General features: G+C 44.2%; 23 protein-coding genes and 1 pseudogene. 13 read left to right on the forward strand and 11 right to left on the reverse strand.

What is annotated here, in order from left to right:
* The first annotated feature begins 104 nt into the window (after positions 1 to 104).
* A complete protein-coding gene (locus tag L5L97_RS14800; RefSeq protein ID WP_212599630.1) occupies positions 105 to 1,763 on the forward strand; it encodes a mechanosensitive ion channel family protein in 1,659 nt (552 codons plus the stop codon).
* A gap of 84 nt (positions 1,764 to 1,847) precedes the next feature.
* Here L5L97_RS14800 and L5L97_RS14805 read toward each other — a convergent pair whose 3' ends face one another.
* A complete protein-coding gene (locus tag L5L97_RS14805; protein ID WP_263182566.1) occupies positions 1,848 to 3,560 on the reverse strand; it encodes a formate--tetrahydrofolate ligase in 1,713 nt (570 codons plus the stop codon).
* Positions 3,561 to 3,727: 167 nt separating this feature from the next.
* On the opposite strand from L5L97_RS14805, the pseudogene L5L97_RS22975 reads away from it, so the two are divergent.
* Positions 3,728 to 3,826 (forward strand): annotated as a pseudogene (locus L5L97_RS22975) (oxidoreductase); the annotation flags it as partial.
* Between the two features lie 80 nt (positions 3,827 to 3,906).
* Here the strand turns inward: L5L97_RS22975 and L5L97_RS14815 are convergent.
* A complete protein-coding gene (locus tag L5L97_RS14815; protein ID WP_081729006.1) occupies positions 3,907 to 4,737 on the reverse strand; it encodes a MaoC/PaaZ C-terminal domain-containing protein in 831 nt (276 codons plus the stop codon).
* 727 nt (positions 4,738 to 5,464) lie between these two features.
* Here L5L97_RS14815 and L5L97_RS14820 point away from each other — a divergent pair.
* The gene (locus tag L5L97_RS14820) at positions 5,465 to 6,238 is read left to right on the forward strand and encodes a methyltransferase domain-containing protein (protein WP_219234758.1); all 774 of its coding nucleotides are present in this window, start codon (positions 5,465 to 5,467) and stop codon (positions 6,236 to 6,238) included.
* Positions 6,239 to 6,271: 33 nt separating this feature from the next.
* On the opposite strand, the gene L5L97_RS14825 is transcribed toward L5L97_RS14820, so the two are convergent.
* Positions 6,272 to 7,174, reverse strand: a complete 903-nt coding sequence (locus L5L97_RS14825) for a TraB/GumN family protein (RefSeq protein WP_131523946.1) — start codon at positions 7,172 to 7,174, stop codon at positions 6,272 to 6,274.
* Between the two features lie 48 nt (positions 7,175 to 7,222).
* Here L5L97_RS14825 and L5L97_RS14830 point away from each other — a divergent pair, with 48 nt between their 5' ends.
* Both L5L97_RS14830 and L5L97_RS14835 read left to right on the forward strand, forming a co-directional pair.
* Complete coding sequence (locus L5L97_RS14830) at positions 7,223 to 7,531, forward strand: prephenate dehydrogenase (RefSeq protein ID WP_105250305.1); 309 nt, start codon at positions 7,223 to 7,225, stop codon at positions 7,529 to 7,531.
* A 165-nt stretch (positions 7,532 to 7,696) separates the two neighbouring features.
* Positions 7,697 to 9,454 (forward strand): GGDEF domain-containing protein, encoded by a 1,758-nt coding sequence (locus tag L5L97_RS14835; protein ID WP_263182568.1) that lies wholly within the window; start codon positions 7,697 to 7,699, stop codon positions 9,452 to 9,454.
* A 43-nt stretch (positions 9,455 to 9,497) separates the two neighbouring features.
* On the opposite strand, the gene L5L97_RS14840 is transcribed toward L5L97_RS14835, so the two are convergent.
* Positions 9,498 to 10,022, reverse strand: coding sequence for a DUF3016 domain-containing protein (locus tag L5L97_RS14840; protein WP_131523944.1), 525 nt, complete (start codon positions 10,020 to 10,022; stop codon positions 9,498 to 9,500).
* Between the two features lie 278 nt (positions 10,023 to 10,300).
* Here L5L97_RS14840 and L5L97_RS14845 point away from each other — a divergent pair, with 278 nt between their 5' ends.
* Entirely contained in the window at positions 10,301 to 10,609 is a 309-nt protein-coding gene (locus tag L5L97_RS14845; protein ID WP_105250308.1) for a hypothetical protein, read from the forward strand.
* A 135-nt stretch (positions 10,610 to 10,744) separates the two neighbouring features.
* Positions 10,745 to 11,059: a hypothetical protein gene (locus L5L97_RS14850; protein WP_263182570.1), complete on the forward strand. Its 315-nt coding sequence runs from the start codon at positions 10,745 to 10,747 to the stop codon at positions 11,057 to 11,059.
* Positions 11,060 to 11,072: 13 nt separating this feature from the next.
* Here L5L97_RS14850 and L5L97_RS14855 read toward each other — a convergent pair whose 3' ends face one another.
* Complete coding sequence (locus L5L97_RS14855) at positions 11,073 to 11,582, reverse strand: DUF4240 domain-containing protein (protein WP_113939178.1); 510 nt, start codon at positions 11,580 to 11,582, stop codon at positions 11,073 to 11,075.
* A 127-nt stretch (positions 11,583 to 11,709) separates the two neighbouring features.
* Between L5L97_RS14855 and L5L97_RS14860 the strand changes: the two genes are divergently transcribed.
* From L5L97_RS14860 to L5L97_RS14875, 4 genes are all read left to right on the forward strand, one after another.
* Positions 11,710 to 12,090, forward strand: coding sequence for a hypothetical protein (locus L5L97_RS14860; protein WP_105250311.1), 381 nt, complete (start codon positions 11,710 to 11,712; stop codon positions 12,088 to 12,090).
* Between the two features lie 82 nt (positions 12,091 to 12,172).
* A complete protein-coding gene (locus L5L97_RS14865) occupies positions 12,173 to 12,970 on the forward strand; it encodes a response regulator (protein WP_105250312.1) in 798 nt (265 codons plus the stop codon).
* Positions 12,971 to 13,129: 159 nt separating this feature from the next.
* Positions 13,130 to 13,402, forward strand: coding sequence for an HU family DNA-binding protein (locus L5L97_RS14870; RefSeq protein ID WP_006079990.1), 273 nt, complete (start codon positions 13,130 to 13,132; stop codon positions 13,400 to 13,402).
* A gap of 291 nt (positions 13,403 to 13,693) precedes the next feature.
* Entirely contained in the window at positions 13,694 to 14,386 is a 693-nt protein-coding gene (locus tag L5L97_RS14875; protein ID WP_105250314.1) for a TorF family putative porin, read from the forward strand.
* A 57-nt stretch (positions 14,387 to 14,443) separates the two neighbouring features.
* Here the strand turns inward: L5L97_RS14875 and rimK are convergent, their stop codons facing one another.
* The 4 genes from rimK to L5L97_RS14895 form a co-directional block, all read right to left on the reverse strand.
* Positions 14,444 to 15,349, reverse strand: a complete 906-nt coding sequence (rimK, locus tag L5L97_RS14880; protein ID WP_113939182.1) for a 30S ribosomal protein S6--L-glutamate ligase — start codon at positions 15,347 to 15,349, stop codon at positions 14,444 to 14,446.
* Between the two features lie 179 nt (positions 15,350 to 15,528).
* Positions 15,529 to 17,244 (reverse strand): putative bifunctional diguanylate cyclase/phosphodiesterase, encoded by a 1,716-nt coding sequence (locus L5L97_RS14885; RefSeq protein ID WP_263182573.1) that lies wholly within the window; start codon positions 17,242 to 17,244, stop codon positions 15,529 to 15,531.
* A gap of 9 nt (positions 17,245 to 17,253) precedes the next feature.
* Positions 17,254 to 17,688, reverse strand: a complete 435-nt coding sequence (locus L5L97_RS14890) for a response regulator (protein WP_105250317.1) — start codon at positions 17,686 to 17,688, stop codon at positions 17,254 to 17,256.
* Positions 17,685 to 19,838 carry a CHASE domain-containing protein gene (locus L5L97_RS14895; protein WP_173247621.1) on the reverse strand — a complete coding sequence of 718 codons (2,154 nt, stop codon included), beginning with the start codon at positions 19,836 to 19,838 and terminating at the stop codon, positions 17,685 to 17,687. Before L5L97_RS14895 ends, L5L97_RS14890 begins: the two co-directional genes overlap by 4 nt.
* A 324-nt stretch (positions 19,839 to 20,162) precedes the next feature.
* Here L5L97_RS14895 and L5L97_RS14900 point away from each other — a divergent pair, with 324 nt between their 5' ends.
* Both L5L97_RS14900 and L5L97_RS14905 read left to right on the forward strand, forming a co-directional pair.
* A complete protein-coding gene (locus L5L97_RS14900) occupies positions 20,163 to 20,339 on the forward strand; it encodes a PA3496 family putative envelope integrity protein (RefSeq protein WP_006079984.1) in 177 nt (58 codons plus the stop codon).
* Positions 20,340 to 20,880: 541 nt separating this feature from the next.
* The gene (locus tag L5L97_RS14905) at positions 20,881 to 22,236 is read left to right on the forward strand and encodes a flavohemoglobin expression-modulating QEGLA motif protein (RefSeq protein WP_105250320.1); all 1,356 of its coding nucleotides are present in this window, start codon (positions 20,881 to 20,883) and stop codon (positions 22,234 to 22,236) included.
* A gap of 69 nt (positions 22,237 to 22,305) precedes the next feature.
* Here the strand turns inward: L5L97_RS14905 and L5L97_RS14910 are convergent, their stop codons facing one another.
* A complete protein-coding gene (locus L5L97_RS14910; protein WP_263182575.1) occupies positions 22,306 to 22,680 on the reverse strand; it encodes a hypothetical protein in 375 nt (124 codons plus the stop codon).
* A gap of 50 nt (positions 22,681 to 22,730) precedes the next feature.
* The coding region (locus tag L5L97_RS14915; RefSeq protein WP_248943622.1) for a transposase at positions 22,731 to 22,945 on the reverse strand (215 nt) is incomplete at its 5' end.

The raw sequence follows: 22,945 nt of genomic DNA on the forward strand, positions 1-22,945 counted from the left end.
CCCAAAAAAGTTTAATTCCAAGGGCTATTTCACTCGCAGATATTTTACAGTAAATCCGGCAACATCTATCATACTCAGACATATTTCTACTTAAGATCACTCCTATGCACCGCTACCTCGCTCTCGTGTTTGCCCTGCTAATACCACTACTCAGCCTTTCATCCCAAGCGCAAACTGAACCTGTCGCTGCAACCGAAAGCCCATTAAGCACTCCTGTAACGCTCAAGGCAGAACTGGCAATGCTGCAACAGGCTATCGATACGGATATACGTAAACTAAAAAATGCCAAAGGCGAATTGAAGACAATTGTTGAATATCGAATTCAAAACAAAACCTTACAGTTACGTAATAAGATTAAAGATCTGCTCGAAGCAACGCCAATCGACAAAGCTTTTCTGCAACCATTAATCCAAGGACAACTTAACTACATCCAACAAATTGATGCTTATATCGATGACAACATTAGTAAATTAGAACAGCAATTAGGTTCGAGCACAGATGATGCGACTCTGCTGGAAATATCAAAGCGCGAATTAGAAAAAGACACCTATTACAAGCAACAACTCGAGACGCTCACTTGGCTCGAACAAGTTGGCCAAGATATTAGCGAAGCACAAAAATCACTGATGCAAATTTTAGTAGCACGTGCCGATACGCTAGAAAGTTTAGTGACTTATACCCAGCAGCAACTACAAGCAGCAATCGATACCGCAACTAATGCAGGTAAAGATGTCACTTCGGCGCAAACCAGCCACGTAATGATGTTAAAGGAACGCTTAGCACAAAATAGTCAGAGCTTAAATATCGACATCAGCCTACTCGACGCTTTAGGCCATGATACCGCCGCGCTGAAAAAGACACTCTTTAGTGTTTCAGGTGATATAACTCAAGATGTGTTGAACTTTGATGTGGCATCAAGTCTCGTTGAGCAGTGGCTAAATACGGCACAAGAACAAGCGATTAATCACGGCCCAACCGTCGTGTTTAAGTTATTTGTTTTCTGTTTGATCTTGTTTATTGCGGGTCTCGCCGGCAAGTTAGCCAAACAGATAGTGAAAAATACCGTTAGCAATTCTAAGTTGAATTTAAGTAAGTTATTACAAGACTTCTTCACCTCGCTATCAGGTAAAGCCGTCTTTACTATCGGGCTATTAATCGCCCTTTCACAGCTTGGGATCGAACTTGGTCCCTTGCTCGCAGGCTTTGGTATCGCGGGTGTTATTATTGGTTTTGCCCTGCAAGATACCCTGTCGAATTTCGCCTCAGGCATGATGATCTTAATTTACCGTCCCTATGATGTGGGCGATTTGATCAACGCCGCTGGCGTCACCGGACGCGTCAGTCACATGAGCCTTGTCTCCACCACGATTAAAACCATGGATAACCAACGTCTTATTATTCCTAATAATAAGATTTGGGGTGACACAATTAACAACATCACAGCTGAGCATCAACGTCGAGTCGATATGACCTTTGGGATCAGTTATAGCGACAGCATCGAACAAGCTGAAGCGATTCTCAAGTCCATCGTCGAAGCGCATCCTAAGGTACAACCATTGCCAGAACCGACGATTAAACTACATCTATTAAGCGAATCTTCGGTCGACTTTATCGTTCGCCCTTGGGCAAAACCGGAAGATTACTGGGAAGTGTATTGGGACATTACCCGCGAAGTGAAAATGCGCTTTGACGCCGAAGGGATCAGTATTCCCTTCCCACAGCGTGATGTGCATATCTATCAAACCACGAAATCACCGCTTTAAACCAGCGTTAAACGAGAGAAGAAGGGCGTTGCAATGAGCTCGCCCTTATTTTTATCTCTGGCCTATCAATCTCTGTATCAAGTGTTAGCCTAAGCCGACTATCTCACCTTGCGCATCAATATCAATTTTTAAGTAACCCGGTTTCAGCCCAAGTCCTGGCATAGTCATCACATTCCCCACCAAGGCGGTGATAAACCCCGCACCAGCATGCAAGACTAAACCCCGCACTGGGATCTCAAAGTCCTGAGGAACGCCCTTTAAGCTAGGATCGTGACTAATAGATAACGGCGTTTTGGCCATACACAGGGGCAAATGTCCATAACCTAATACGGTCAGCTGCTGCGCCTGTTGTTTGGCCTCGATAGAAAGGCTAACGCCCGCTGCGCCATACCCCACCTCGGCTAAGGTGGATAACTTAGCCTCCAATGAGGCTTCATCTGAATATAACAGCTTGAACTGACTCTCGGTTTCAGCGGCGCGAATCACAGTCTGCGCTAAGGCGACAGCGCCCGCCTCCCCTTGGCTAAAAGCATCGCTGACCTCACAGCCAAAGGCGCTGCTCGCGTTGACGGCTTCAGTTAGCCATTGCAACTCGGCATCAGTGTCAGTGGCGAAACGGTTAATGGCAACCACCACAGGAATACCATAGCGAGCCACATTGTTGATATGCCAGTTTAAATTTGCAAAGCCTGCTTCGAGTCGAGCATGATCTGGTAGATTGATATCTGACTCAGACACCAAACCACTATTGGCCTTCAGCGCTTTTAAAGTAGTGACCAGCACAGCGGCAGCGGGCACCTGACCCGATTGACGCACCTTGATATTACAGAACTTTTCAAAGCCCATATCTGAGCCAAAACCAGCTTCAGTCACCACAAAATCCGCCAGTCTGAGGGCAATATCATCAGCAATAATGGATGAATTACCGTGGGCAATATTGGCAAAGGGTCCCGCATGGATCAGGCAAGGTGAACCATTTAAAGTCTGCATTAACGTCGGCTTTATCGCATCCGCCATGATGGCCGTCATCGCACCAGCGACACCTAAGTCTTCGGCTGTGATCACTTGCCCTTGAGTATTTAATGCCAGCACTAGACGACCTATTCGCGCCCGCATATCCGCCAAATTATGACTTAAGGCTAAAATCGCCATTAACTCAGAGGCGGCGGTGATATCAAAACTGGATGCGTACTCTGGGCCATTATTATCGCCTAAGCCCACCTGGATTTGCCTAAGACAGCGATCGTTGTGATCGACCACTCGGTGCCAACGGATCTCTCTGGGATCGATATCCAAAAACGCTTGCCCAGATTGCGCCTCAAATTCCGCCTTACCTAAGCGCGCTTCATGAAATAGCCGCGCCGCAATCGCCGCAGCCCCTAAATTGTGGGCACTGCTCACGGCATGAATATCACCCGTGAGATTCAAATTCATCTCCTGCATGGGTACCACTTGCGCATAACCGCCACCCGCAGCGCCACCTTTCACCCCAAATACAGGTCCCATGCTGGGCTGGCGAATACAGGCACAGGCCTTTTTGCCTATGGCATTTAACGATTGCGTTAAGCCAATGCTAGTCACTGTTTTACCTTCACCGTGAGGCGTAGGCGTGACTGCGGTGACGATAATCAATTTGCCTTTGCGCTGCCCAGCCAAACGCTGCAACACACTGAGCTCGACCTTGGCTTTAGTGTGACCAAATTGCATCATCTCTTCGGGTAATAGACCTAAGTCGGCGCCCAGTTCATTAATGTCTTTTAGGCTAGCGCGATTCGAAATATCCATATCTGTCAGCATGCGTCGATTTCTCCCTTTCAAATACGCTTTGGTTTAGTATGAGGGGTTGCTAAGCACAACACTCATTGAATAGGGCGGATATTAGGTGATTGGCTTTAAGATATATAGCCGTCGAAAGGGTTAATGAGCGATTCCTTAATCTGCATCAAATAATCTACCCTGCGTTCGAGCGGCTCAGGAGCGCCGTCGCCGCCAATGAGATCCAGCTCGGTCGCCAGCAATGGTTCAGTATCTGGCAGGCATCTATGGGTCACAGCGTACCTTGATTTTTGTTTCTCAAAAGCAATAACCATAAACAACAACGGCGCCAGAAGGCGCCGTTGTTGTATGTATTATTGAGTGCGGCTTAAAACTGCACATCGCCACTTAAATGGGGGCGACGGCCTTTGCTGTCACGTAATTCAAATACCATATTATTAGCATTCTGCTCATAGCCAAATCCAACATCGGCAGGCATCAAAAGTGGCAGTTTAAAGGTCACATCCACAGTGAATGGACGATCGCCAATACTTGGCATCAACTCTGCTAGACAACGGGCCTTAGACCACATGCCATGGGCGAGCACTCGATCAAAGCCAAAACGCTTTGAAAGCACAGGATGCAGATGGATCAAGTTATAGTCGCCAGATGCCTTAGCATAACGACGACCTAAATCTTCACTCAAACTCCAGCTTTGTGGTGTTTCCCATGCCATATCAATGGCTTTAGGTGGGCGAACGCGACGCCCAGCAACATCGATACGATATAAATAGGTGGATAGCGATTCCCAGACGAGTTCTTCACCGACAAACGCCTTAGACACAAATTCAAACTCTAAGCCAGAATCCGTCTCGCGGCTCGTGGTCAAGGCGCACTCGAGGGAGAAAGTCTCGTCCACCGTCACAGGCCGATACACTTGAATCCGATTCTTTAGGTGGATCATCCCAAGCAGTGGGAAAGTGATCCCATCGTGGGTAAAGATCACCGCATGCAGGCGAAATGCCATCACGTAGAGATAGGTTGGCGGTAGAACTTTACCGTCAAATTGAAAACCACACACCTGCGCATATTGGCTTACTTTAGCTTCAGACACAGTCACATGCGGCGCGGTCACCTTGATTTGGGGCAACGGCTGTTGATCCCAACCAGGCTTACGGCCAAAGAAGATCTTGCGATAAAGAGAAAACAGCGACGGCATCGCGTTCAATTCAACACAATATGCATTATTCAAGTCTGAGTACCTTTTAATTAACTATCCCTTGGCACAAAAATACATTGCCATAAATTACCCCGCACAGACGAGTAACGTCTGATCAATCAAGCTGATAACGAGTGTAAAACAGGCAGTGCTGCGTCTTAATAAGGGCTGATGCTGACTCTCCGAATGGACAACTATACCCAAACAACCTGAAAATGCAGGATTCAGCGGGAATTTAACGCACTTTAGGCAAGGCCCTTTATTGCTCCTGCATAAATGGCATTCACGCCATCCATGGCGATTGCGGTTATTTGCGGACCTAGCGGGCTAAGTTCAAAATAACCAACACAGCATAAAGTGCGTTAAAACCCGCCGGGACGGAGCGCCTAGGGCACTTCACTTCCGTGTTGCATCAATTCAAAAGGTGGCCGACATTCTGTCATTGATGCGCCTTGAATTGAAGCATCCTAGGCGCTCTGAAACTCGTATCTTCAGGTCGCTTGGGTATATAGAGTCAGGTTTGGCGAAAACGGCGTGATTATAACCCAGAGCACAGAGTTCTGTGTATCCCTAAGTTTAGTAGGAATAATTACTACTAATAAAATCAATAGATTAAAAATTAACGATGCAAATTTATCCATCTCAACTCGGCAATAACATCTCCAGAGTGCGAAAAATTTACGACTGTGCCACACTATCGTTCCACTCTCTTTAACCTAGTTATCACGTGCAAGATAAGAATTTTGATAAGCTCGCGCAAAAATTTGCGAAAAACATCTATGGTACGCCCAAGGGCGAAATTCGTGCCGCTGTGCTATGGCGCGACCTCGTCCCCGCGCTGGCAAAACTGGGGGATAAAAAACTCAGAGTATTAGATGCGGGCGGTGGTTTTGGTTACTTTAGCCAAAGATTAGCGCGCCTCGGCCACGAAGTTGTACTCTGCGACATCTCTGCTGAGATGCTGGCTCAAGCCAAAGAACAAATTGATGCCTCACCTGAACCATTAGCTATCCAGCTTATCCATGCGCCTATCCAAGCATTATCGGTCGATAACCATGGCTATTTCGATATTATACTGTGTCATGCGGTCGTTGAATGGTTAACGGATGCTAAGCCCACTGTAGCGGGTTTACTTACTATGCTAAAACCCGGCGGATTATTCTCTTTGATGTTTTACAACAAAGAAGCCATGCGCTTTCATGCTTTAGTGTCGGGCAATTTCGATTACGTCGCCGCTGATTTAAAAGTGAAGAAGAAAGTGCGACTAACTCCCACTCATCCGCTTTATATTCAAGAAGTTAAAGATTGGTTTAGCGAGTGGCGAATGTCGCTCATCAGCCAGTCTGGCGTGCGTGTAATCCACGACTATTTGAAAAAGAGTCAGCCTGCGGATTTCGACTATCACAAGCTGCTACAAATGGAGCTGGAGTACTCGCAACGCGAACCCTATATTTCCCTCGGCCGATATGTGCACTTTTTAGGGCAAAGCTTTGCAGTGTGAACGCGCGTCGTTACAAACGCGCTGCCTAAACGATTACTGACAAGTCTGTTTCCAGCAGGCGCTCACTTTGGCGCCTGCTTGTTCTAACAATTGCACCACGCTTTTATCCCCCACCACATGGCCAGCGCCAACCACCACAAACAAAGGTGAAGTCACGTCAGTCGAGCCCATTAATTTTATAATGCCATCGGCCATCACATGGTTTCGCTGCCAGAGGATTTTCTCTAGCATTTTAGTGTCGCCCTCGCCGCCCATTTGCTCCTGCATTATGGCATCAAGCTCAGTTTCATTACCTGAACGCCAAGCCGTTATTAACGATAAAAGCTCCGCATCCGATGCGCTAATCGCCTCACGCACCATAGACCACTGCTCTTGACTATTAAAAGACGCTAACAATTGAAATTGTGACTCTGCGGTTTCCAACGGATACACAGGCAAAGTCGCATATCGAGCCATCAACTGCATATCAACGCCATAATCCGTGCTGTAACCTAAGTCGTTATAACGCAATAAGTTAACTTGAGTAGCCTGCAGCCAAGGTGCGAAAGATTGTATCGACTGACAAACATTTGCCGTGGCCGCGCAATAGGGCGTCATGCTCTCGACCGTTTGCTTATCTCGGCTCTGCCAATCTAAACCCTTAGTTTTATCGGCGCGGCCGTATTGTTGCAGTAAGGCTGTGCTATCGACTTTATTGATATCGACTTCTACAACTAAGCCCTTAGCTTTACCCAACGCGGTTTCAATTTGGGTGGGTAAAGGATAAAAGTCGGCACGTCCAATATGAATCGAACCCAGCAAATACGCGCTCTTGCCTTGCCATTGCACTTGATAAAATGGTGGTTTATCGGTTTCTGCGCCCACCACTTTTGCGCTCAAACCCGCTAACGCCATAAAACAGATTGATGCAATTAGTCGCCATTGGCTTGTTGCCATATCCTTTGCCCCTTATAATTCCTGCAAATTTTGCAATGAGACGCTGTTATGCCACATACCAAGGTTATAGAGCAACTGAAAGAAAATCTTCAAATCGCCTATCGCCAAGCCATAGACGCCGACGCTAAGTTAGATGAGCTAAAGAAAGCTGGCCATGGAAACTTCACCAGCATATTCACGGCAGAACAAGGTTTTATCGCTTCGAGTAATCGCTTTCTGCCCTATGTGCAAGAGTTGGTCGATGACTTAACTCGCATGGAAGAGCATCAAACGCTCGATCCTAAAGAACTCGAAACCTATGTGCGTCAGTTAGGCGCATTACTGCAAACATTGCAGGCCTTTAAGAAGCAAAGCTAAACCGAGATTAGGAGCTGAAACTCACCTTAGATTTCAGCTCTTTCCATGGCATATCCAATCAAGCCCACCAACACAGATAGATAGCACTAAGCTTCCCCAAAACTGTCATCATTTTGTCATTTCTAAGTCATAGACTCCGCTCACATAGACGAAGGGGCTGACGTAATGACAAGTTTAGATCTGGCTAAAGAGCTCGATAAAATAATCTCTAAAGCGGCAATCAGTCCCTTATTTCAGCCAATTTTCAATATATTAGAACATAAAATTCATGGTTTTGAGGCGTTAAGCCGTGGCCCTGAACACAGCCCGTTATACTCCCCAGTCCCGCTATTTCAGACCGCCGAACATCAAGGTAAATTAAGCGAGCTAGAAACCCTTTGTCGCCGTATTTCACTCGAGCAATTTAAGTTGCGTCAGTTTCAAGGCAAGCTGTTTATCAATATCTCGCCCAAGGCATTGTTAGATCCCGCCCACCCCAAGGGCATGACCTTACAACTGCTGCAACAACTTGGCATAGCGCCATCACAGGTTGTGATTGAACTGTCAGAGCAATATCCCGCCGATGATATCGATTTACTCAAATCCTGCTTAAATCACTATCGTAGCCAAGGTTTTTTAACGGCGATCGATGACTTAGGTGCAGGTTATTCGGGTCTGAGACTCTGGTCAGAATTGTCACCTGACTATGTCAAAATCGACCGTCACTTTATCCATCAGATTGATTCGACTCCCGTAAAACAGGAATTTGTCCGCTCGATTGTGGAGTTATGCCAAAGCTTAACCTGCAAAGTGATAGCCGAAGGAATTGAAACGCAAGAGGAATTAGCCGTACTCAAACAACTGGGTATCGTCTATTGCCAAGGCTACTTACTCGGTCGTCCAGAAGTGCTCCCCTGCCGCGCGATGAAAGCGACCTTAGTGCCGAGCAATACTCAAATTCAACCTAGATACAGCGAATCGGCCGAGAGCCTGTGCACGAGCGCCATAACCGTAGTGCCTACACTTAAACTCAAATTTTTAAGTGACACCTTTATCTCGCAACCTGCATTACAGGCGGTTGTAGTGGTCGATAACCAGTTGCCACTCGGTATTATCAGCCGCGCGACCTTACTTGAACTCTTCAGCACACCCTATGGTCGCGCCTTACATGAAAATCATGCTGTGAGTGAAGTGATGGACCCGCAAGTCATCCAGATTGAGGCCAACGAACCATTATCCATCGTAAGTCAATTACTGACCTCAGAGAGTGCTAATACGGTAGCGCAACAGTTCATTATCCTTCGCCGTGGTAAACTACTCGGCATAGGCCATACCAAGGATCTGCTACAAAGGATCACAGAGCACAGAATTAAGATGGCGCGCCATGCAAATCCTCTTACAGACTTGCCGGGTAATGTGCCCATTCAAGAGGAATTAAAACGCCTTAAGATCCAAAAGAAACATTTTTATCTAGCCTATTTTGATCTGTGTAACTTTAAGCCCTATAACGATATTTATGGATTTTGCCGTGGCGATGAAGTGATTTGTGAAGTGGCGAATCTGTTACTGAAGTATAAAAGCGACAATTGCTTTGTTGGCCATGTCGGCGGCGATGACTTTGTCATTATCAGCACCTGTGAGCATATGATCAGCCGTTGCCAGCGAATTCTAGCGGATTTTGAAACCCATAAGCATTTATTTTATAGCGCAGATCACTGGCTGGCCCAGGAAATGCTCGCCGACGATAGAAAAGGTGAAGCCTGTTACCATCAATTGATCAGTCTGTGTGTAGGCATTTTACCACCCGCACTCACCTTTAACGCCCATGAACATAGTCTATCGACCTTAAGCGCTAGGGCAAAAAAACAGGCAAAATCCGCAAATAACGGATTTTACCTGTTAGAAAATCATCTAATTATCGACACTCAGGCACTAACAGCATAGCTAAACAGCTTTAATACTCAGCATTAGCGACCGATATGAGATATTAAAGTTGTGGTGCAATCGTCTTCTTTAACCACTCGGTTAACATTTTGGTTTCATACATAAAAGGTTTATCATTTAAAGATTGGATCCCATCCATGAACCCCATATTCGACAGTTTTTCATCGCCCGCGATAATCACTTTATCGTTTTCCATGACTTGATAAGAAAAAGTCATACGTGGCGGATAAATGTCTTTGATAATGCGTAAATCATTGGCGGTCGCACCAAATGTTGGACGCATATCACCCGCAAGATCAACATCGGTAATGGTCATTTCAAGCTTTTGATTTGGCTTTAAAATCTTCGCAGCTTCTTTATTGATGTTTTCAGTTAAGGTCTCAAATAAGCGTTTCTCATAACGGGATTGGAGCTCCCCTGATGATTTTATATCGCGATAATCTTTAGGACTTTGCCAAACAATTTTAACCACACCATCTTCGGTGACGGGATCCACAGGCGCTTCATCGGCCGCCCAAGCCGCACTGCAACTTAATACACCTGCGAGTAAAAGGGACTGAATTTTCATGTTTGCCTCCAAGGCCTAAATAACTTTCTGAGAACCACAGTACAAAATCTAACCTGAACTAGAGCTTAACGCAAAACTGATATAAGTACAGCAAATGTGCCGTAAGCTTTTGTATAATTGAGTAAATATTATTTAACCATCACAACCGATACGTATCTTTTTGTATCGGAATTGCACCAAGTAAGTGCATAGTTATCAATTTGTGAACATTTCACGCGCATAACGACAAAAAAAGCGTTATCCTTCCGCTATTGTTTACATTGCCCACTTAATAAAAAATGAAATTCCCTGTTGTACCTGTGTTCATTCTTATCCTGTTTACCTGCGTCGTAAGTGCGATTTGGTTTATCTCCCCGAGTGACAAAAATACTGGCCCTAAAACTTGGTCAGCCTTTATCTACAACCATGGCTATGATTCAGGAAAATATAAAAAAACCGATAACTTTGACAGCTATAATACTTGCCGCGATTTTGCACGCGAACAATCTGCCTTCTACGACAATGTGCCTTGGGAATGTGGATCTATGTGCCAGTTCGATACTCGTAAGCAAGGATTTCAATGCGAAGAAATGAAGAATGAGCACTAACTAACCATTCAGCATAGGTTCAATATTTATACAATAAACTCAGCTCCTCACAGTACAACTCGTTTTCTTTACCGTCTAAGGATGCACGATTTAGAACTAACGTGTTAAACGTAATTTTTAACTTGGAGCTTACCTATGAACCTAAACACGGCTTATCTATTCAACCCATATTCACCAAAACTCGCTTTATTGGCACTGCTGACAATTGGAACGAGTATCAGCCTTTCAAGCCAAGCTGCACCATTGACCATCAGCCAGCAACAGGCTGTTACTGTTCATTTGAGCAAATTGGCTCAGGTGCAAAATGCGGCTGAACATCAAATGACAGAGCAGCTTAAGCAAGATTTTAGTCAACAATTAACGGCGCAAGAACATGAGTTTATGAGCGACATCTGCCCTAAATACGGCATGACCTTCGATGTCACTACCAACGCTTGCTTACGCTCGTAAGGTATTGCCAAGATTAAAATGGAAAACGGGCGCTGAGCTCAGGGTATTGCAGCTTTAAATCCTTGGGCTTAGTGCTAAATTTTTTACCCACGGGCGTCGCCTTGCCCGATGGCATAAAGGGCAGTTCCTCACCGGTTCTATCTTCGTATAATTGCCCTGCGATAAGGTCGTATTCATCTACAAAAGGGTAAGCATAGGCATCTCGCTCTGGCCAAGCGACTAAACGTGCTAAAGTGTCAGGCTGATTAACCACACCTTCGAAAATTTCTTTACCGAGTGAAATCAAAAAACACCTAAACTCGGCAAAAGCATATTCAGAATCACAGCCCGTAATAATGTAAGCCGCCCCCCAAACAGACCACAAATAACTACGGCGCATCTGCTGACCAAAGATTTTATCGAAAGCTTTTAACTCTTCATTACTCAATTCGGCAAGTTTCTGCTTCAGTGCTTGAGTCAAAGACTCCTGTGATTGTGCCGCTTCCGTTCGCGTGACTAAACCCCAAAACTCAACTTCTGTCATAAACGTCACCTATTAGAGCCTCTAGCAAAAAGGCATATTCTACACGATATTACGGTTATACTGGACTCGGATTAGGGCATTTCCTACACTTGCTCATCTTCTTTGCTACTGGTGTGCACTTCAATCTATGCCTAAACGTCTTATACTACTGATCACGTTATATTGCCTCTTCAGCATTGCTGCACTTTGGCGTACTGTGATGACTCAATCCCTAGATGTATTCACCCTAGGTGTCCTCCCCGTGCTCGTTGGCATACTCATACGCGCGCCGTGGTCTAGCTTAGTGTTGAAGATTTATATTGGCATGCAAACCTTAGGATTCTCGGCTCTGGGGATTACAGCAATTATTGCCTATCGCATTACCCCTGAGGATGTAAAAGTGGTTGTTTCTGGCCACAACATTCCTATGTTGCCACTCACAGTGAGCATTATTGTTATTTTACTCGTGCAGTATTGGATCGCATTTTCTAAGGTCACGAGACACTATTTGACCCGCCAAACTCAGTAATGGACTTTGTTGCTAAGCTGTTATCAATAGCGTAGCTTAGCGACCCAGTAAAATACTTACGACTCTTAACTTGAAGTAAACTATGAGCCATTTATCGCCCAGCGAACTTTCCATTCTTTTGGTAGAACCTTCAGAGACACAGCGTCGAATTATTATTCAGCGCTTACAACAAGAAGGCATTCTCAGCATTCAAACCGCAGAAAACATAGAAGCGGCTAAAGATATTATTGCTCGCCATAAACCTGACCTTATTGCGAGCGCCATGCATTTCGATGATGGCACTGCCATCGATCTCTTGGGCTACTTAAGGGCCAACGCTGACTGCAAAGATATCCAATTTATGCTGGTCTCGAGTGAGTGCCGCCGTGAGCAACTTGAAATATTCCGCCAATCGGGTGTAGTAGCGATTCTACCTAAACCCTTCAGTGCCGACCATTTAGGTACAGCATTGAATGCCACGATTGATTTACTCAGCCACGATGAACTCGACCTGAGTAATTTCGATGTACAAGATGTGCGTGTATTAGTGGTCGATGATAGCCGTATGGCAAGAAACGTCATTAAACGTACGATTGGTAACTTAGGGATGAAGCTGATTACCGAGGCCGAGGATGGCGCGCAAGCCATAGCGTTAATGAAACACAATATGTTCGACTTAGTGATCACTGATTACAATATGCCGAGTGTAGATGGGCTAGCTTTGACACAATTTATCCGCAATGAAAGCCAACAATCACACATTCCCATCTTGATGGTGTCTTCCGAAGCCAACGATACCCACCTCAGCAATGTATCCCAAGCGGGTGTAAATGCCTTATGTGACAAACCCTTTGAACCCAAACTTGTTAAAAAATTACTCTATCAACTGTTAGAAGAATAAAACCAGAATAAAACTTAAGTCACGAACTGAGTAAATATTCTGCGCTTTACTGAACATCCTGCTGCACGCTAGACGCAAAAGGCTTTCCAAGTGCTAAACCTTATGGCATGTTAGGCACGCTTATTTCAAATAAATCTACGGAAAGAAGAGACAATAAAAATGAACAAAACTGAACTAATCGCCAAAATTGCAGAAAATGCCGATCTAACGAAAGTAGAAGCAGCACGCGCATTGAAGTCTTTTGAAGCAGCTATTACCGAATCAATGAAAAATGGTGACAAAATCTCCATCGTAGGTTTCGGTTCTTTTGAAACAGCGACTCGTGCCGCTCGCACTGGCCGTAACCCACAAACGGGTAAAGAAATTCAAATTGCTGAAGCGACAGTGCCTAAGTTTAAAGCGGGTAAAACCCTACGTGACAGCGTAAACTAAGTTATAAAATTCAATACAACGCCTCCATTGTGAGGCGTTTTTTTTTGCCCAATCCCAGTGAAGCACTGAATATTTTTTGCACAACAAAAGTGCGCCTCTGCCCCACAAACTGGCAAATAAAAACATTTCATTAACATTGCGAGTTCTAATACCTTGTTTTACATGGCATTGTAATAGTGGCATGTGATTAGCAAATCCTTCCTTAGAAAAAACCAAGATGCACTAATGAACACAGCTGACTTTGAGTGTGCCAATGGTGAATCGATAAATAAGTCAATCGAGGGGATGAGCATGAAGAAATCACTGTACAGCGTTTTGGCCTTATCGACGGGAATGTTACTGGCAGGCAACGCCTTTGCAGCCGTATCAGGTAACATTGGCGGTACCTCTAATTACCTATGGCGCGGTGCGACCCAAACTAAAGATGCAGTCGCAATCCAAGGTGGCCTTGACTACAGCCACGATTCTGGATTTTATGCGGGAACTTGGGCATCGAATGTGGATTTTGGTGATGATACTAGCTACGAGCTTGATCTATATGCGGGTTATGGCGGCAGTATTACCGAAGACATCAGCTACGACTTTGGCTATCTCTACTACGCCTATCCAGACGCACCAGGCAGTATTGATTTTGGTGAGCTCCATGCTGCTGTCACGTGGAAATGGCTCGAACTGGCTTACTCCCAAGTCATCAATGCCGGTGACGATCTGGCCGCCGATCCTTTAGATAATAAAGATCTCAGTTATCTTGCCGCGACGGTATCCGTTCCTCTCACTGAAAAGCTGAGTTTATCAGTGCACTATGGTTACTCAAACGGTGATGTCGTCCAATCTTGGTTTGGCGAAGATAATTATGCCGACTATAACGTGACTCTCAGCGCAGATACCAGCATAGGCACAGTGTCATTTATGGTCTCAGATACCGATCTCACCGATGATGATGCCAAACTAGTACTCGGATATTCCTACAGTTTTGATCTATAAGCTCTAAACATAAAAACGCCACCTTAAAAAGTGGCGTCATTTTATCACTATCACCAATTAGGCAATAATTGACCGGTTTGTTTTACGGGCCGCAACCATTTTCTCGATATACTCAACAATGGGCTCAGTCACTGAAATCCCTGTTGTTTGCTCAATCCCTTCAATGCCAGGCGCCGAATTAACCTCAAGGATCAGTGGACCACGGTTAGAACGTAAAATATCTACTCCCGCGACAACCAATCCCATCGCCTTCACAGCGGCAATAGCCATTTTACGCTCAACAGAGGTGATTTTTACCACCTCACCACAACCCCCTAAATGCAGATTCGAGCGGAAATCGCCCTCGGGACCTTGACGTTTCATCGAAGCAACAACCTTGTCACCGACAACAAAACAACGAATATCACTACCATTGGATTCTTTAATGTATTCCTGTACTAAGATATTCGCTTTGAGCCCCAAGAATGCTTCAATCACGCTCTCAGCAGCCGTTTTAGTTTCAGCGAGTACGACACCAATCCCTTGAGTGCCTTCGAGTAATTTAATGACTAACGGAGCGCCGCCCACCATATTGATGAGATCTGGGATATCATTTGGCTTATTGGCAAAACCCGTCACTGGCATGCCAATCCCTTTGCGGGAAAGTAGTTGCAGTGCCCGCAATTTGTCCCGCGAACGCGCAATGGAGATTGAATCATTCGCGGCATATACGCCCATCATTTCAAACTGACGTACAACGGCACAACCATAAAAAGTCACGCTAGCATGAATACGCGGAATGATGGCATCAAACCCAACTAATTCAGTACCTTCATAATGAATGCTAGGTTTAATAGAATTAATATTCATGTAGCAATTCAGCGTATTGATCACGACCGCTTCATGTCCACGACTTTGGCAAGCCGCGACTAAGCGTTGTGTTGAATACAACTGGGGGAATTGGGATAAAATACCTATTTTCATTGCTGAGTGACCAACTTAAGCATGAGTGAATAAACCGTTCTGCGGCACCAAAAGCACAGCGACAGAAAAAGGGGCTGATATTTGTCTATTGCTCAGTGTAAAGCAAGAAAATATTCCTCACCAGACGAAATCATTATGCTAATGAAATACTTCAAGACCTATCACACTCGGAACTCGGTTTAAGTTAACAGCGGCAGAATATACTTAGCCTCAAACTCCGTTGCATCTAAGGGACGAGAAAACAAATAACCTTGTAATACAGTACAATGGCGAGAAGTACAAAACTCAGCCTGCTCAATTGTTTCAACGCCCTCAGCTACTGATATGACATTAAACCCATGGGCGAAGTTAAGTAATGCAGCGAGCAAACGAGTGTCTTTATCATCCTTATCATAGGAAGCGACAAAGCTTTTATCGATTTTCAGCACGCTAATGGGAAACAATTTGATATGTTCTAAGGACGAAAAACCCGTCCCAAAATCATCAAGGGCAAAACGCACCCCTAACTCGGCGATTCTATCGAGCATTTTGGCATGTTCATGGGGATCTTCAATAAGGCAATTCTCAGTAATTTCAAGCTCTAATGCTACAGCAGGAAGTCCTGTCTTAGTCAGCGTATTCGCTATTTTATCAAACAGGTTCTCATTTCCAATTTGCGATGCAGACAGGTTAACGGCAATGGTAAATTCTCTCCCTGTTGGCTGTAATTGGGTTAACCAAACCTGTGCCTGAATACAGGCTTGTTCAAGCACCCAATCATCAATGTCCTCCATTAATCCAATTTCTTCGGCTATGGGTAAAAATTGATCTGGGGTGATAATGCCGTCTACAGGATGCTGCCATCGGATAAGGGCTTCCATCCCCACCAGCTGATGGGTTTTCGCATTCACTTGCGCTTGATAATGAACCTTAAATTCATTTCTTTTTAAGGCAGTACGCAAACTCGACTCGATATGATTACGGTAACGCACCTCTTTATCTAAAGCTTCTGAGTAAAACTGAATCTGGTTTCGGCCCATTTTTTTAGCGCGATACATAGCGATATCGGCACATTTCATCAGCTCAGAACTGTTCGAAGCCGCTTCATTATAAAAAGCCACGCCGATACTGGCACCAATAAGCACATCGTTATCACCGAGATAAAACACGTCCTCAAACACTTTTAACAATCGATTAGCCACAATCATAGGGAAATATTTATAATCATTATCAGTGACTAGCACGACAAATTCGTCCCCACCTAAACGGGCAATAATGTCGCCATCTCGTAGTACTTCACTTAATCGAGCGGCTACTTTAACTAAAAGAATATCCCCCGTCTGATGGCCTAGAGTGTCATTGATCGCTTTAAAATCATCTAAATCGAGTAAGATAACGGCTAAATAGTCGTGACAACGTTTGGCCCTTGCTATCGCTCGATTAAGACAAAGTTCAAAACCATAGCGATTAACCAGCTTAGTCAACGAATCGTGTTCAGCTAGCTCTTTTAGTTTTTGGTGACTATTGCGTAACGCCAACGCCATTGAAGATCTTTGTTTCGCATAACGAATTGCACGGGTTAGTATCCGCGAGTTGACCTCATCTTTAAGCAAGAAGTCCTGTGCCCCTAGTTCAATACAGCGTTGAGCCAGTTTCTCATCTTCATAGCGACTCAGCATAACGACTACGGTCTGGTCTTGCGTCATGGCATTGAGCTTGATCAACACTTCTAAGCCATTAGCATCGGGTAATAAATAATCCAATAGAATACCGTCAAAATGACGTTCTAATGCGAGATTTAAACCATCAAATGCACAATTTGCTTCGACCACATTAAAAGTCAACTTTGACTGTCTGAGTGCTCGGATGATCGCAGTTCTATCAACTTCATCATCATCGATCAGTAGTAAATCCATATACTCACCTTATGCGGATGGGAGCTCCACTATTCGCCAATAACCTTCAAGCATATTAAAAATATTGTTAAAACCATCTTTCATATCAGTTTTAACCATGTAACCAGCCACATGATGGCTATAGGCTTTCATCCTATCTTCATCGGTACTCGACGTGGTGAGCATAAAAACGACAGACGAAGAAAGAGAAGGATCTGAACGTATTCGCTCAAGGAACTCAAACCCATTCATTCTTGGCATATTAAGATCGAGCAAAATAAGATACGGACCTTTGATCGTGTCTAAACTCGTTAGAATAGTTAATGCTTCGATCCCATCCCGAGCACGCACTAAGGGATTGAGTAACCTCAATTGTCTCATCGCCCGCTGCACGGCCATGTAATCCACGTCATCGTCATCAACCAATAAAATGGTGACCTGTTGATAGTGATTTGCTGCGCTCATAGAAGCTCCTTTTTCACTATTTTCTTAGGCCAACTAAAGCAAAAACAACAACCTCGGCCCTGCGATTTAAGCTGAATCTCTCCACCTAAACTTTCAACCGTTTTCCTCACAAGTGATAAGCCTAAACCACTGCCTTCAACTTCATCCCTTGGTTTAAGTGTTTGAAACATCTCGAAGACTTTTTCATGATATGAGCTTGATATCCCCGGACCATCATCTATCACACTGAATCGATACTGCTGATCAACCGCCTCACATGAAACCGTAATCACACCTGTACCTAAGTCATGATGTTTTATGGCGTTACTGATTAAATTTCGTATAACTAATTCCAACAATGGTCTTACGGTATAAAAATTCGGAAATTCACCTTTTAGGACTAATTCAAATCCCTGTGGCGGCGCGACGAGCGCAAACATGTCTTCAACCAGTTGCCGACTTTTCACTTCAGTGGTTTCGGTATCGACACGACCAATCCGAGAAAACATCAATAGTCCATCGAGTAATAATACCATTCGATGAATACGACTTTGGATAAGCCCTAGGTATTTCTGTACATTTTCATTGGTGTTATCGACTAAATCCTCAGATAACCAAGAGGTTAGCTGCTCGATACCACGTAAGGGGGATTTCAAATCATGGGAAGCAATATAGGCAAACCTGTCTAATTCTTGATTGATACGCTCAAGCTCAAGCATATGTTCTGCACGCTGAACTTCAATTCGTTTACGTTCAGAGACATTGTTAATTGTCGCGAGAATAGAAATGCCATTACTAAAATGAATAGGCGTTAACCCCACTTCAATTGCGAGTCGACTACCATCTTTGCAACAGCCAAACAGGTCATCCCGCATCGACATATTTTTCGCAATAGGCTGCACTAAATAGTTACTCATGTGCTGCTGATGAGCATCCCTTAGGGTTTCGGGCAATAACATATTGATGGAACGACCGAGTAACTCGTCTCTGGTATAGCCGAACAAACGTTCAGCATGGGTATTCACTAAAGTAATAAATCCAGATTTATCCACCATAAATAGCGCACTTGGAGAGGCTTCAATTACTAATCTAAAGCGTTTTTCGTTAGCAATTAACTCTGAAGTCAGTAAAGACTCCTTATATCGATTACGCGCCATAATTAACACTGAGTAAAACAATGCCAAAATAAAACCACAACCGATAAATTGGAGCCACATACCTTGGGTCTGTTCCGCTCTCGAGATAAAACGCGATTGTGATGAAATGTCTAAGCGCCACAACTGCCCTCCAACTAAGTCAGTCTGTGAGTGATAAAACACATCCTGCTCATTCGGGGCCACTTTGCTGCTGGTAAACATTAGACTGTCAGCGCTTGCCTGCGGACTTTCATAAATGGCAAGTTTCAAGCCTGAGAATCGCTCCCCCATAATCCCTTGCATGAGGTCATCCATCCTAAACGCTGCATACACAAGTCCAAACACGTGCTGTTTACGCTCAGCCTCTGTTGTTGTGGTGCCTTGATAAAGCGGTAAATACATTAAAAAGCCCGCTTTCGCATCATCAGAAGTATCTTGAACTAATACGACTTTGCCAGAAACTGTCGGCAGTCCAGTGGTAATAGCGCGAGTGATGGCTTTATATCGATTAGACTCGGAGCACATGTCATAACCCAAGGCTCTTTGATTACGCCAATCAAAGGGTTCTAAGTACACAATCACGCAATACTGATCACGCGTTCCTTCTGGGTAAACTTTATAGTCTTTAAAACCTTCAGCTTGAACTTGTTGGATGTGCGCACTTAATGCTTCAGGTTGAAGTAACTGAGCATAGCCAAAACCTTGAAAACCTGGGTAATACTCAGATAAATGAGCATTGATGACATAAGTTTGCCATTCCTGACGTGTCACATTACTCGAGGATAATAATAAGCCAACGCCACCACGTAAGACTTGCTCATAGGCAAGCATTCTGCGATTCACGGCTTCTGTTAATTCTTGAACGCTATTTTCGAAACGCTCTTCACCTCTATCCCTAAGATATTGCTCAAGCACATACCAAGAGATCCCCATGAAAAGTAAGGCAGCCACTATCATCAGCCAGCTAGAGCTCAGCACGCTAAAGTAGATATTATTAGATGGGGGGAGTGATTTAGAAAACTGATCCTTGTCCATGTAAGCCAATTCCCTAGCAAACGATTAACAACAAACACTGGTACAAGTGTTGTTGTAATTATGACTAAATTCAAGTTTATCCTACTATTTAACTCGGAATTAACGCGAATATATCTATGACTATACCGTGCTCTTAATCACAAAATAAGCAAAAACTAAATTAATCAAATATTCAATTGCTGTCTCGGGCCTACGCCAAACAGCAGTAAGCTGAATCATCCGACTCACGGGAAGAATTTTTCACCCTAACTCACAAAATTATTTGCTTTTCTACCATACTCTTTTTAGTTAGAAAGTCGTTAGGAACAACAAGAGGAATTCGTTATGGCTCATATTACTGAAGTCGTGCCCAACGATACTGAACTTGAGGCAATGACCACACCAAGAAACAGCAAAGCTGCCGAGGCAATGCAGCATAGACGCGAAGTCAAAAAGCGTTTAGAAGACTACCTCGAGCGGGCGGAGTTAAAACGTGCATTAGGAGATGACGATTTTTTCTAGCCAATTCTATCTCGCTATCTAGTGGTCAAAATGATGGGATGATGATCTCAGTCGGTGATCATTTGTTTCGAACTCACTGAGTTTTGGCCCACTAAAATCGAATATCTCACCCAGCCAACAGTGCTGGGTGTGACTCTGCTCTAGCTCACTAACCTCCAGATTTAATATCGCGTCATCACGGTCATTTTTACCACTCTTGTCGGCTTGAGTTTTGATTAACAAGCATTCAGCCTTAGCACACTCAAGTAACTCATCGCTGCCATGTTTTGCTCCAATCAATCTATTTCTATATCAAGAACAAAGCAGCTTTAATGTCATATCAATAAAATATTATTAAACAGATGGTTACTTATTTATGTCCCATAGACATAGCGCTAGAATTATAACAAGTGCACCAAAATGATTCACAAAATCGATAACAGCTAATTTATTTAATCGGTATATTTTCTCAGCTAGCCTGCGAATCAATATGAATAAATGAGGTTTAAGGCTATGATTAGCCACATCTCTCTCGCTGAAATTACCTGCAGGATATACGGGAATGTCTGAGTCGTTAGCCCAATATCAACAAGATCTACGCCGTTTTTCCGATGAATTAATTCGCATTCAAACGCCAATAAAAATCTTAGATGCCATTAAATGGCCGCGGGAAATGGAGGAACGTTTTCTCTCCAATAAGGGCACGGTACTTCCGGCTATTAAGCAAGAGTTCTATCAAAACATTGCTTTACCTTTTGATCCTGTTAAAACCCAAGCTGAGCTAGCCTCCCTAAAGCAGGACATCCATAGACGTTTGGGTAAACGAGACAAACTCGGCAAAATATTAGTGGCAAACGTCGATCAGTATCGCCTTGTCATTGATATGTTGGGGAATAGAGGCACGCCAACCTTTGGTAAGCTCAGCCAAGAATTGTACGGCAGTGCTAGCCATAAACTGCATGGCGATCGCCATACCTTGCGCCAGTTAGGCGATAAACTCAGCTACATTTTCTCGCTGCCCGCGGCGAGGCACATGAATAAACATCACCCTAAAATTATTAGCGCGCCAGAAGCGGTTAACGTACTCAGCCAACGTTTAGAAAAGTACTTCCATAGCGATGATATGCGTGTACGCCTTAGTGACGGTATCGTCTCTGACGCTGCAGTCGGTGGCGACACTGTTAAGCTCAATAGCAAAGCAATGTTCAGCGAATCGGATCTTAATGTATATGAAGTTCATGAAGGTTGGGTGCATGTCGGCACGACGCTAAACGGCCGAGCTCAACCCCACGCCACTTGGCTCAGTGTCGGTTCTCCGCGCGTAGCAGCAACCCAAGAAGGTCTAGCCGTTTTACTGGAAATGCTGACGCTAAGCTCAAATCCAGGACGGGCTCGGCGAATTAGTGACCGTGTTGCCGCGGTCGATATGGCTGAAAATGGTGCTGACTTTATAGAGGTATTCAATTATTTCAGAGGATTGAATCTAAGTGCGACAGACAGTTACCGTGTCACCCAAAGGGTTTTCCGTGGGGGCATGGTGGAAGGCGGCAGTTTCTTCACTAAGGATATTTCCTATGTGCGTGGCTATGTGGAAAACATTAACTTTATCCGCAGCGCCATCACCTCAGGCCTTCCTGAACTCATCCCTATGCTATTCCTCGGTAAATTGGCGATTGAAGATATCCCCGTGTTATACCAAGCTTGCCAAGAGGGCATTCTGACTACGCCTAAATATCTACCGCCCATGTTTGATAACTTTAGTGGTCTTTATGCTTGGTTTGGTTTTGCATCAGGTTTAGCAGGAATCGATTTGAAAGGTGTACAGCGCCATTTCACTCGCTTATTTAAAGACGTACCGAATGTCGTCCCGACCTTTGAGTTACTCGATGATACTGAATTTGACAACAACTCGGACTAATACAGTAACCTGATTTTTTTAAAATAAAAAAAGCTCACAACTATGTGAGCTTTTTTATAATACTAAACGCTAATCTTCGATAGAAAAACCTTCACCATTACATTCATAATACAACTCACAGGCAGGATAACTCGCTTTGCCACACGTGTAGAAGATAATGGCATTTCCACCCAACTTTTGAACTTGTACTTTCAAATCTTTTTTAAGATCGTCCAAATTGACGTGTTCAGCAGGATAAATTTGAGTACTGCAAAATGTGGTGGAGACTTCACCTAAGCTCATAAACTTGTGCCTGGACATTTCTGCCTGAGAATACACTTCAACAGTACCGGCGACTGCATTATTTAAAGCAACAGCACCCGCATTGGTGCGAAATGTCACGCCATTACACGCTGTCAGTAATAAGCAAAAAACGATTACACACAGACTTTTATTTAGCATCATTTAAATTCCATTTTATTAGGGTCTGTTGATCTTTGCTGTACAAATGTTGTTCAGCAATACATCGGCAGCCACATTAACATAAACGCCAGTGACACCATACTGGCGTAATTTCTTGCTAGCTTGTCATATCTTGTTGATATTGCTCGATAGTGCTTAATTCTTCCAAAAGCATTCTCCACTAAATGTCGATACCGATATAAGCACCAATCGACTCTTTCTTGAGGTGTATTCTTATAGCGGCGCCTTGGAATAACAGATTTCCCGC

The organism is Shewanella sp. SM71 (assembly GCF_025653905.1).
In the GTDB taxonomy this organism is placed as follows: Bacteria; Pseudomonadota; Gammaproteobacteria; order Enterobacterales; family Shewanellaceae; genus Shewanella; species Shewanella oncorhynchi.

Coding starts and splice junctions, on each gene's coding strand:
- L5L97_RS14800 (WP_212599630.1), top strand. CDS start 105: ATGCACCGCTACCTCGCTCTCGTGTTTGCCCTGCTAATACCACTACTC.
- L5L97_RS14805 (WP_263182566.1), bottom strand. CDS start 3,560: ATGCTGACAGATATGGATATTTCGAATCGCGCTAGCCTAAAAGACATT.
- L5L97_RS14815 (WP_081729006.1), bottom strand. CDS start 4,737: ATGCCGTCGCTGTTTTCTCTTTATCGCAAGATCTTCTTTGGCCGTAAG.
- L5L97_RS14825 (WP_131523946.1), bottom strand. CDS start 7,174: ATGGCAACAAGCCAATGGCGACTAATTGCATCAATCTGTTTTATGGCG.
- L5L97_RS14830 (WP_105250305.1), top strand. CDS start 7,223: ATGCCACATACCAAGGTTATAGAGCAACTGAAAGAAAATCTTCAAATC.
- L5L97_RS14835 (WP_263182568.1), top strand. CDS start 7,697: ATGACAAGTTTAGATCTGGCTAAAGAGCTCGATAAAATAATCTCTAAA.
- L5L97_RS14840 (WP_131523944.1), bottom strand. CDS start 10,022: ATGAAAATTCAGTCCCTTTTACTCGCAGGTGTATTAAGTTGCAGTGCG.
- L5L97_RS14845 (WP_105250308.1), top strand. CDS start 10,301: ATGAAATTCCCTGTTGTACCTGTGTTCATTCTTATCCTGTTTACCTGC.
- L5L97_RS14850 (WP_263182570.1), top strand. CDS start 10,745: ATGAACCTAAACACGGCTTATCTATTCAACCCATATTCACCAAAACTC.
- L5L97_RS14855 (WP_113939178.1), bottom strand. CDS start 11,582: ATGACAGAAGTTGAGTTTTGGGGTTTAGTCACGCGAACGGAAGCGGCA.
- L5L97_RS14860 (WP_105250311.1), top strand. CDS start 11,710: ATGCCTAAACGTCTTATACTACTGATCACGTTATATTGCCTCTTCAGC.
- L5L97_RS14865 (WP_105250312.1), top strand. CDS start 12,173: ATGAGCCATTTATCGCCCAGCGAACTTTCCATTCTTTTGGTAGAACCT.
- L5L97_RS14870 (WP_006079990.1), top strand. CDS start 13,130: ATGAACAAAACTGAACTAATCGCCAAAATTGCAGAAAATGCCGATCTA.
- L5L97_RS14875 (WP_105250314.1), top strand. CDS start 13,694: ATGAAGAAATCACTGTACAGCGTTTTGGCCTTATCGACGGGAATGTTA.
- rimK (WP_113939182.1), bottom strand. CDS start 15,349: ATGAAAATAGGTATTTTATCCCAATTCCCCCAGTTGTATTCAACACAA.
- L5L97_RS14885 (WP_263182573.1), bottom strand. CDS start 17,244: ATGGATTTACTACTGATCGATGATGATGAAGTTGATAGAACTGCGATC.
- L5L97_RS14890 (WP_105250317.1), bottom strand. CDS start 17,688: ATGAGCGCAGCAAATCACTATCAACAGGTCACCATTTTATTGGTTGAT.
- L5L97_RS14895 (WP_173247621.1), bottom strand. CDS start 19,838: ATGGACAAGGATCAGTTTTCTAAATCACTCCCCCCATCTAATAATATC.
- L5L97_RS14900 (WP_006079984.1), top strand. CDS start 20,163: ATGGCTCATATTACTGAAGTCGTGCCCAACGATACTGAACTTGAGGCA.
- L5L97_RS14905 (WP_105250320.1), top strand. CDS start 20,881: ATGTCTGAGTCGTTAGCCCAATATCAACAAGATCTACGCCGTTTTTCC.
- L5L97_RS14910 (WP_263182575.1), bottom strand. CDS start 22,680: ATGATGCTAAATAAAAGTCTGTGTGTAATCGTTTTTTGCTTATTACTG.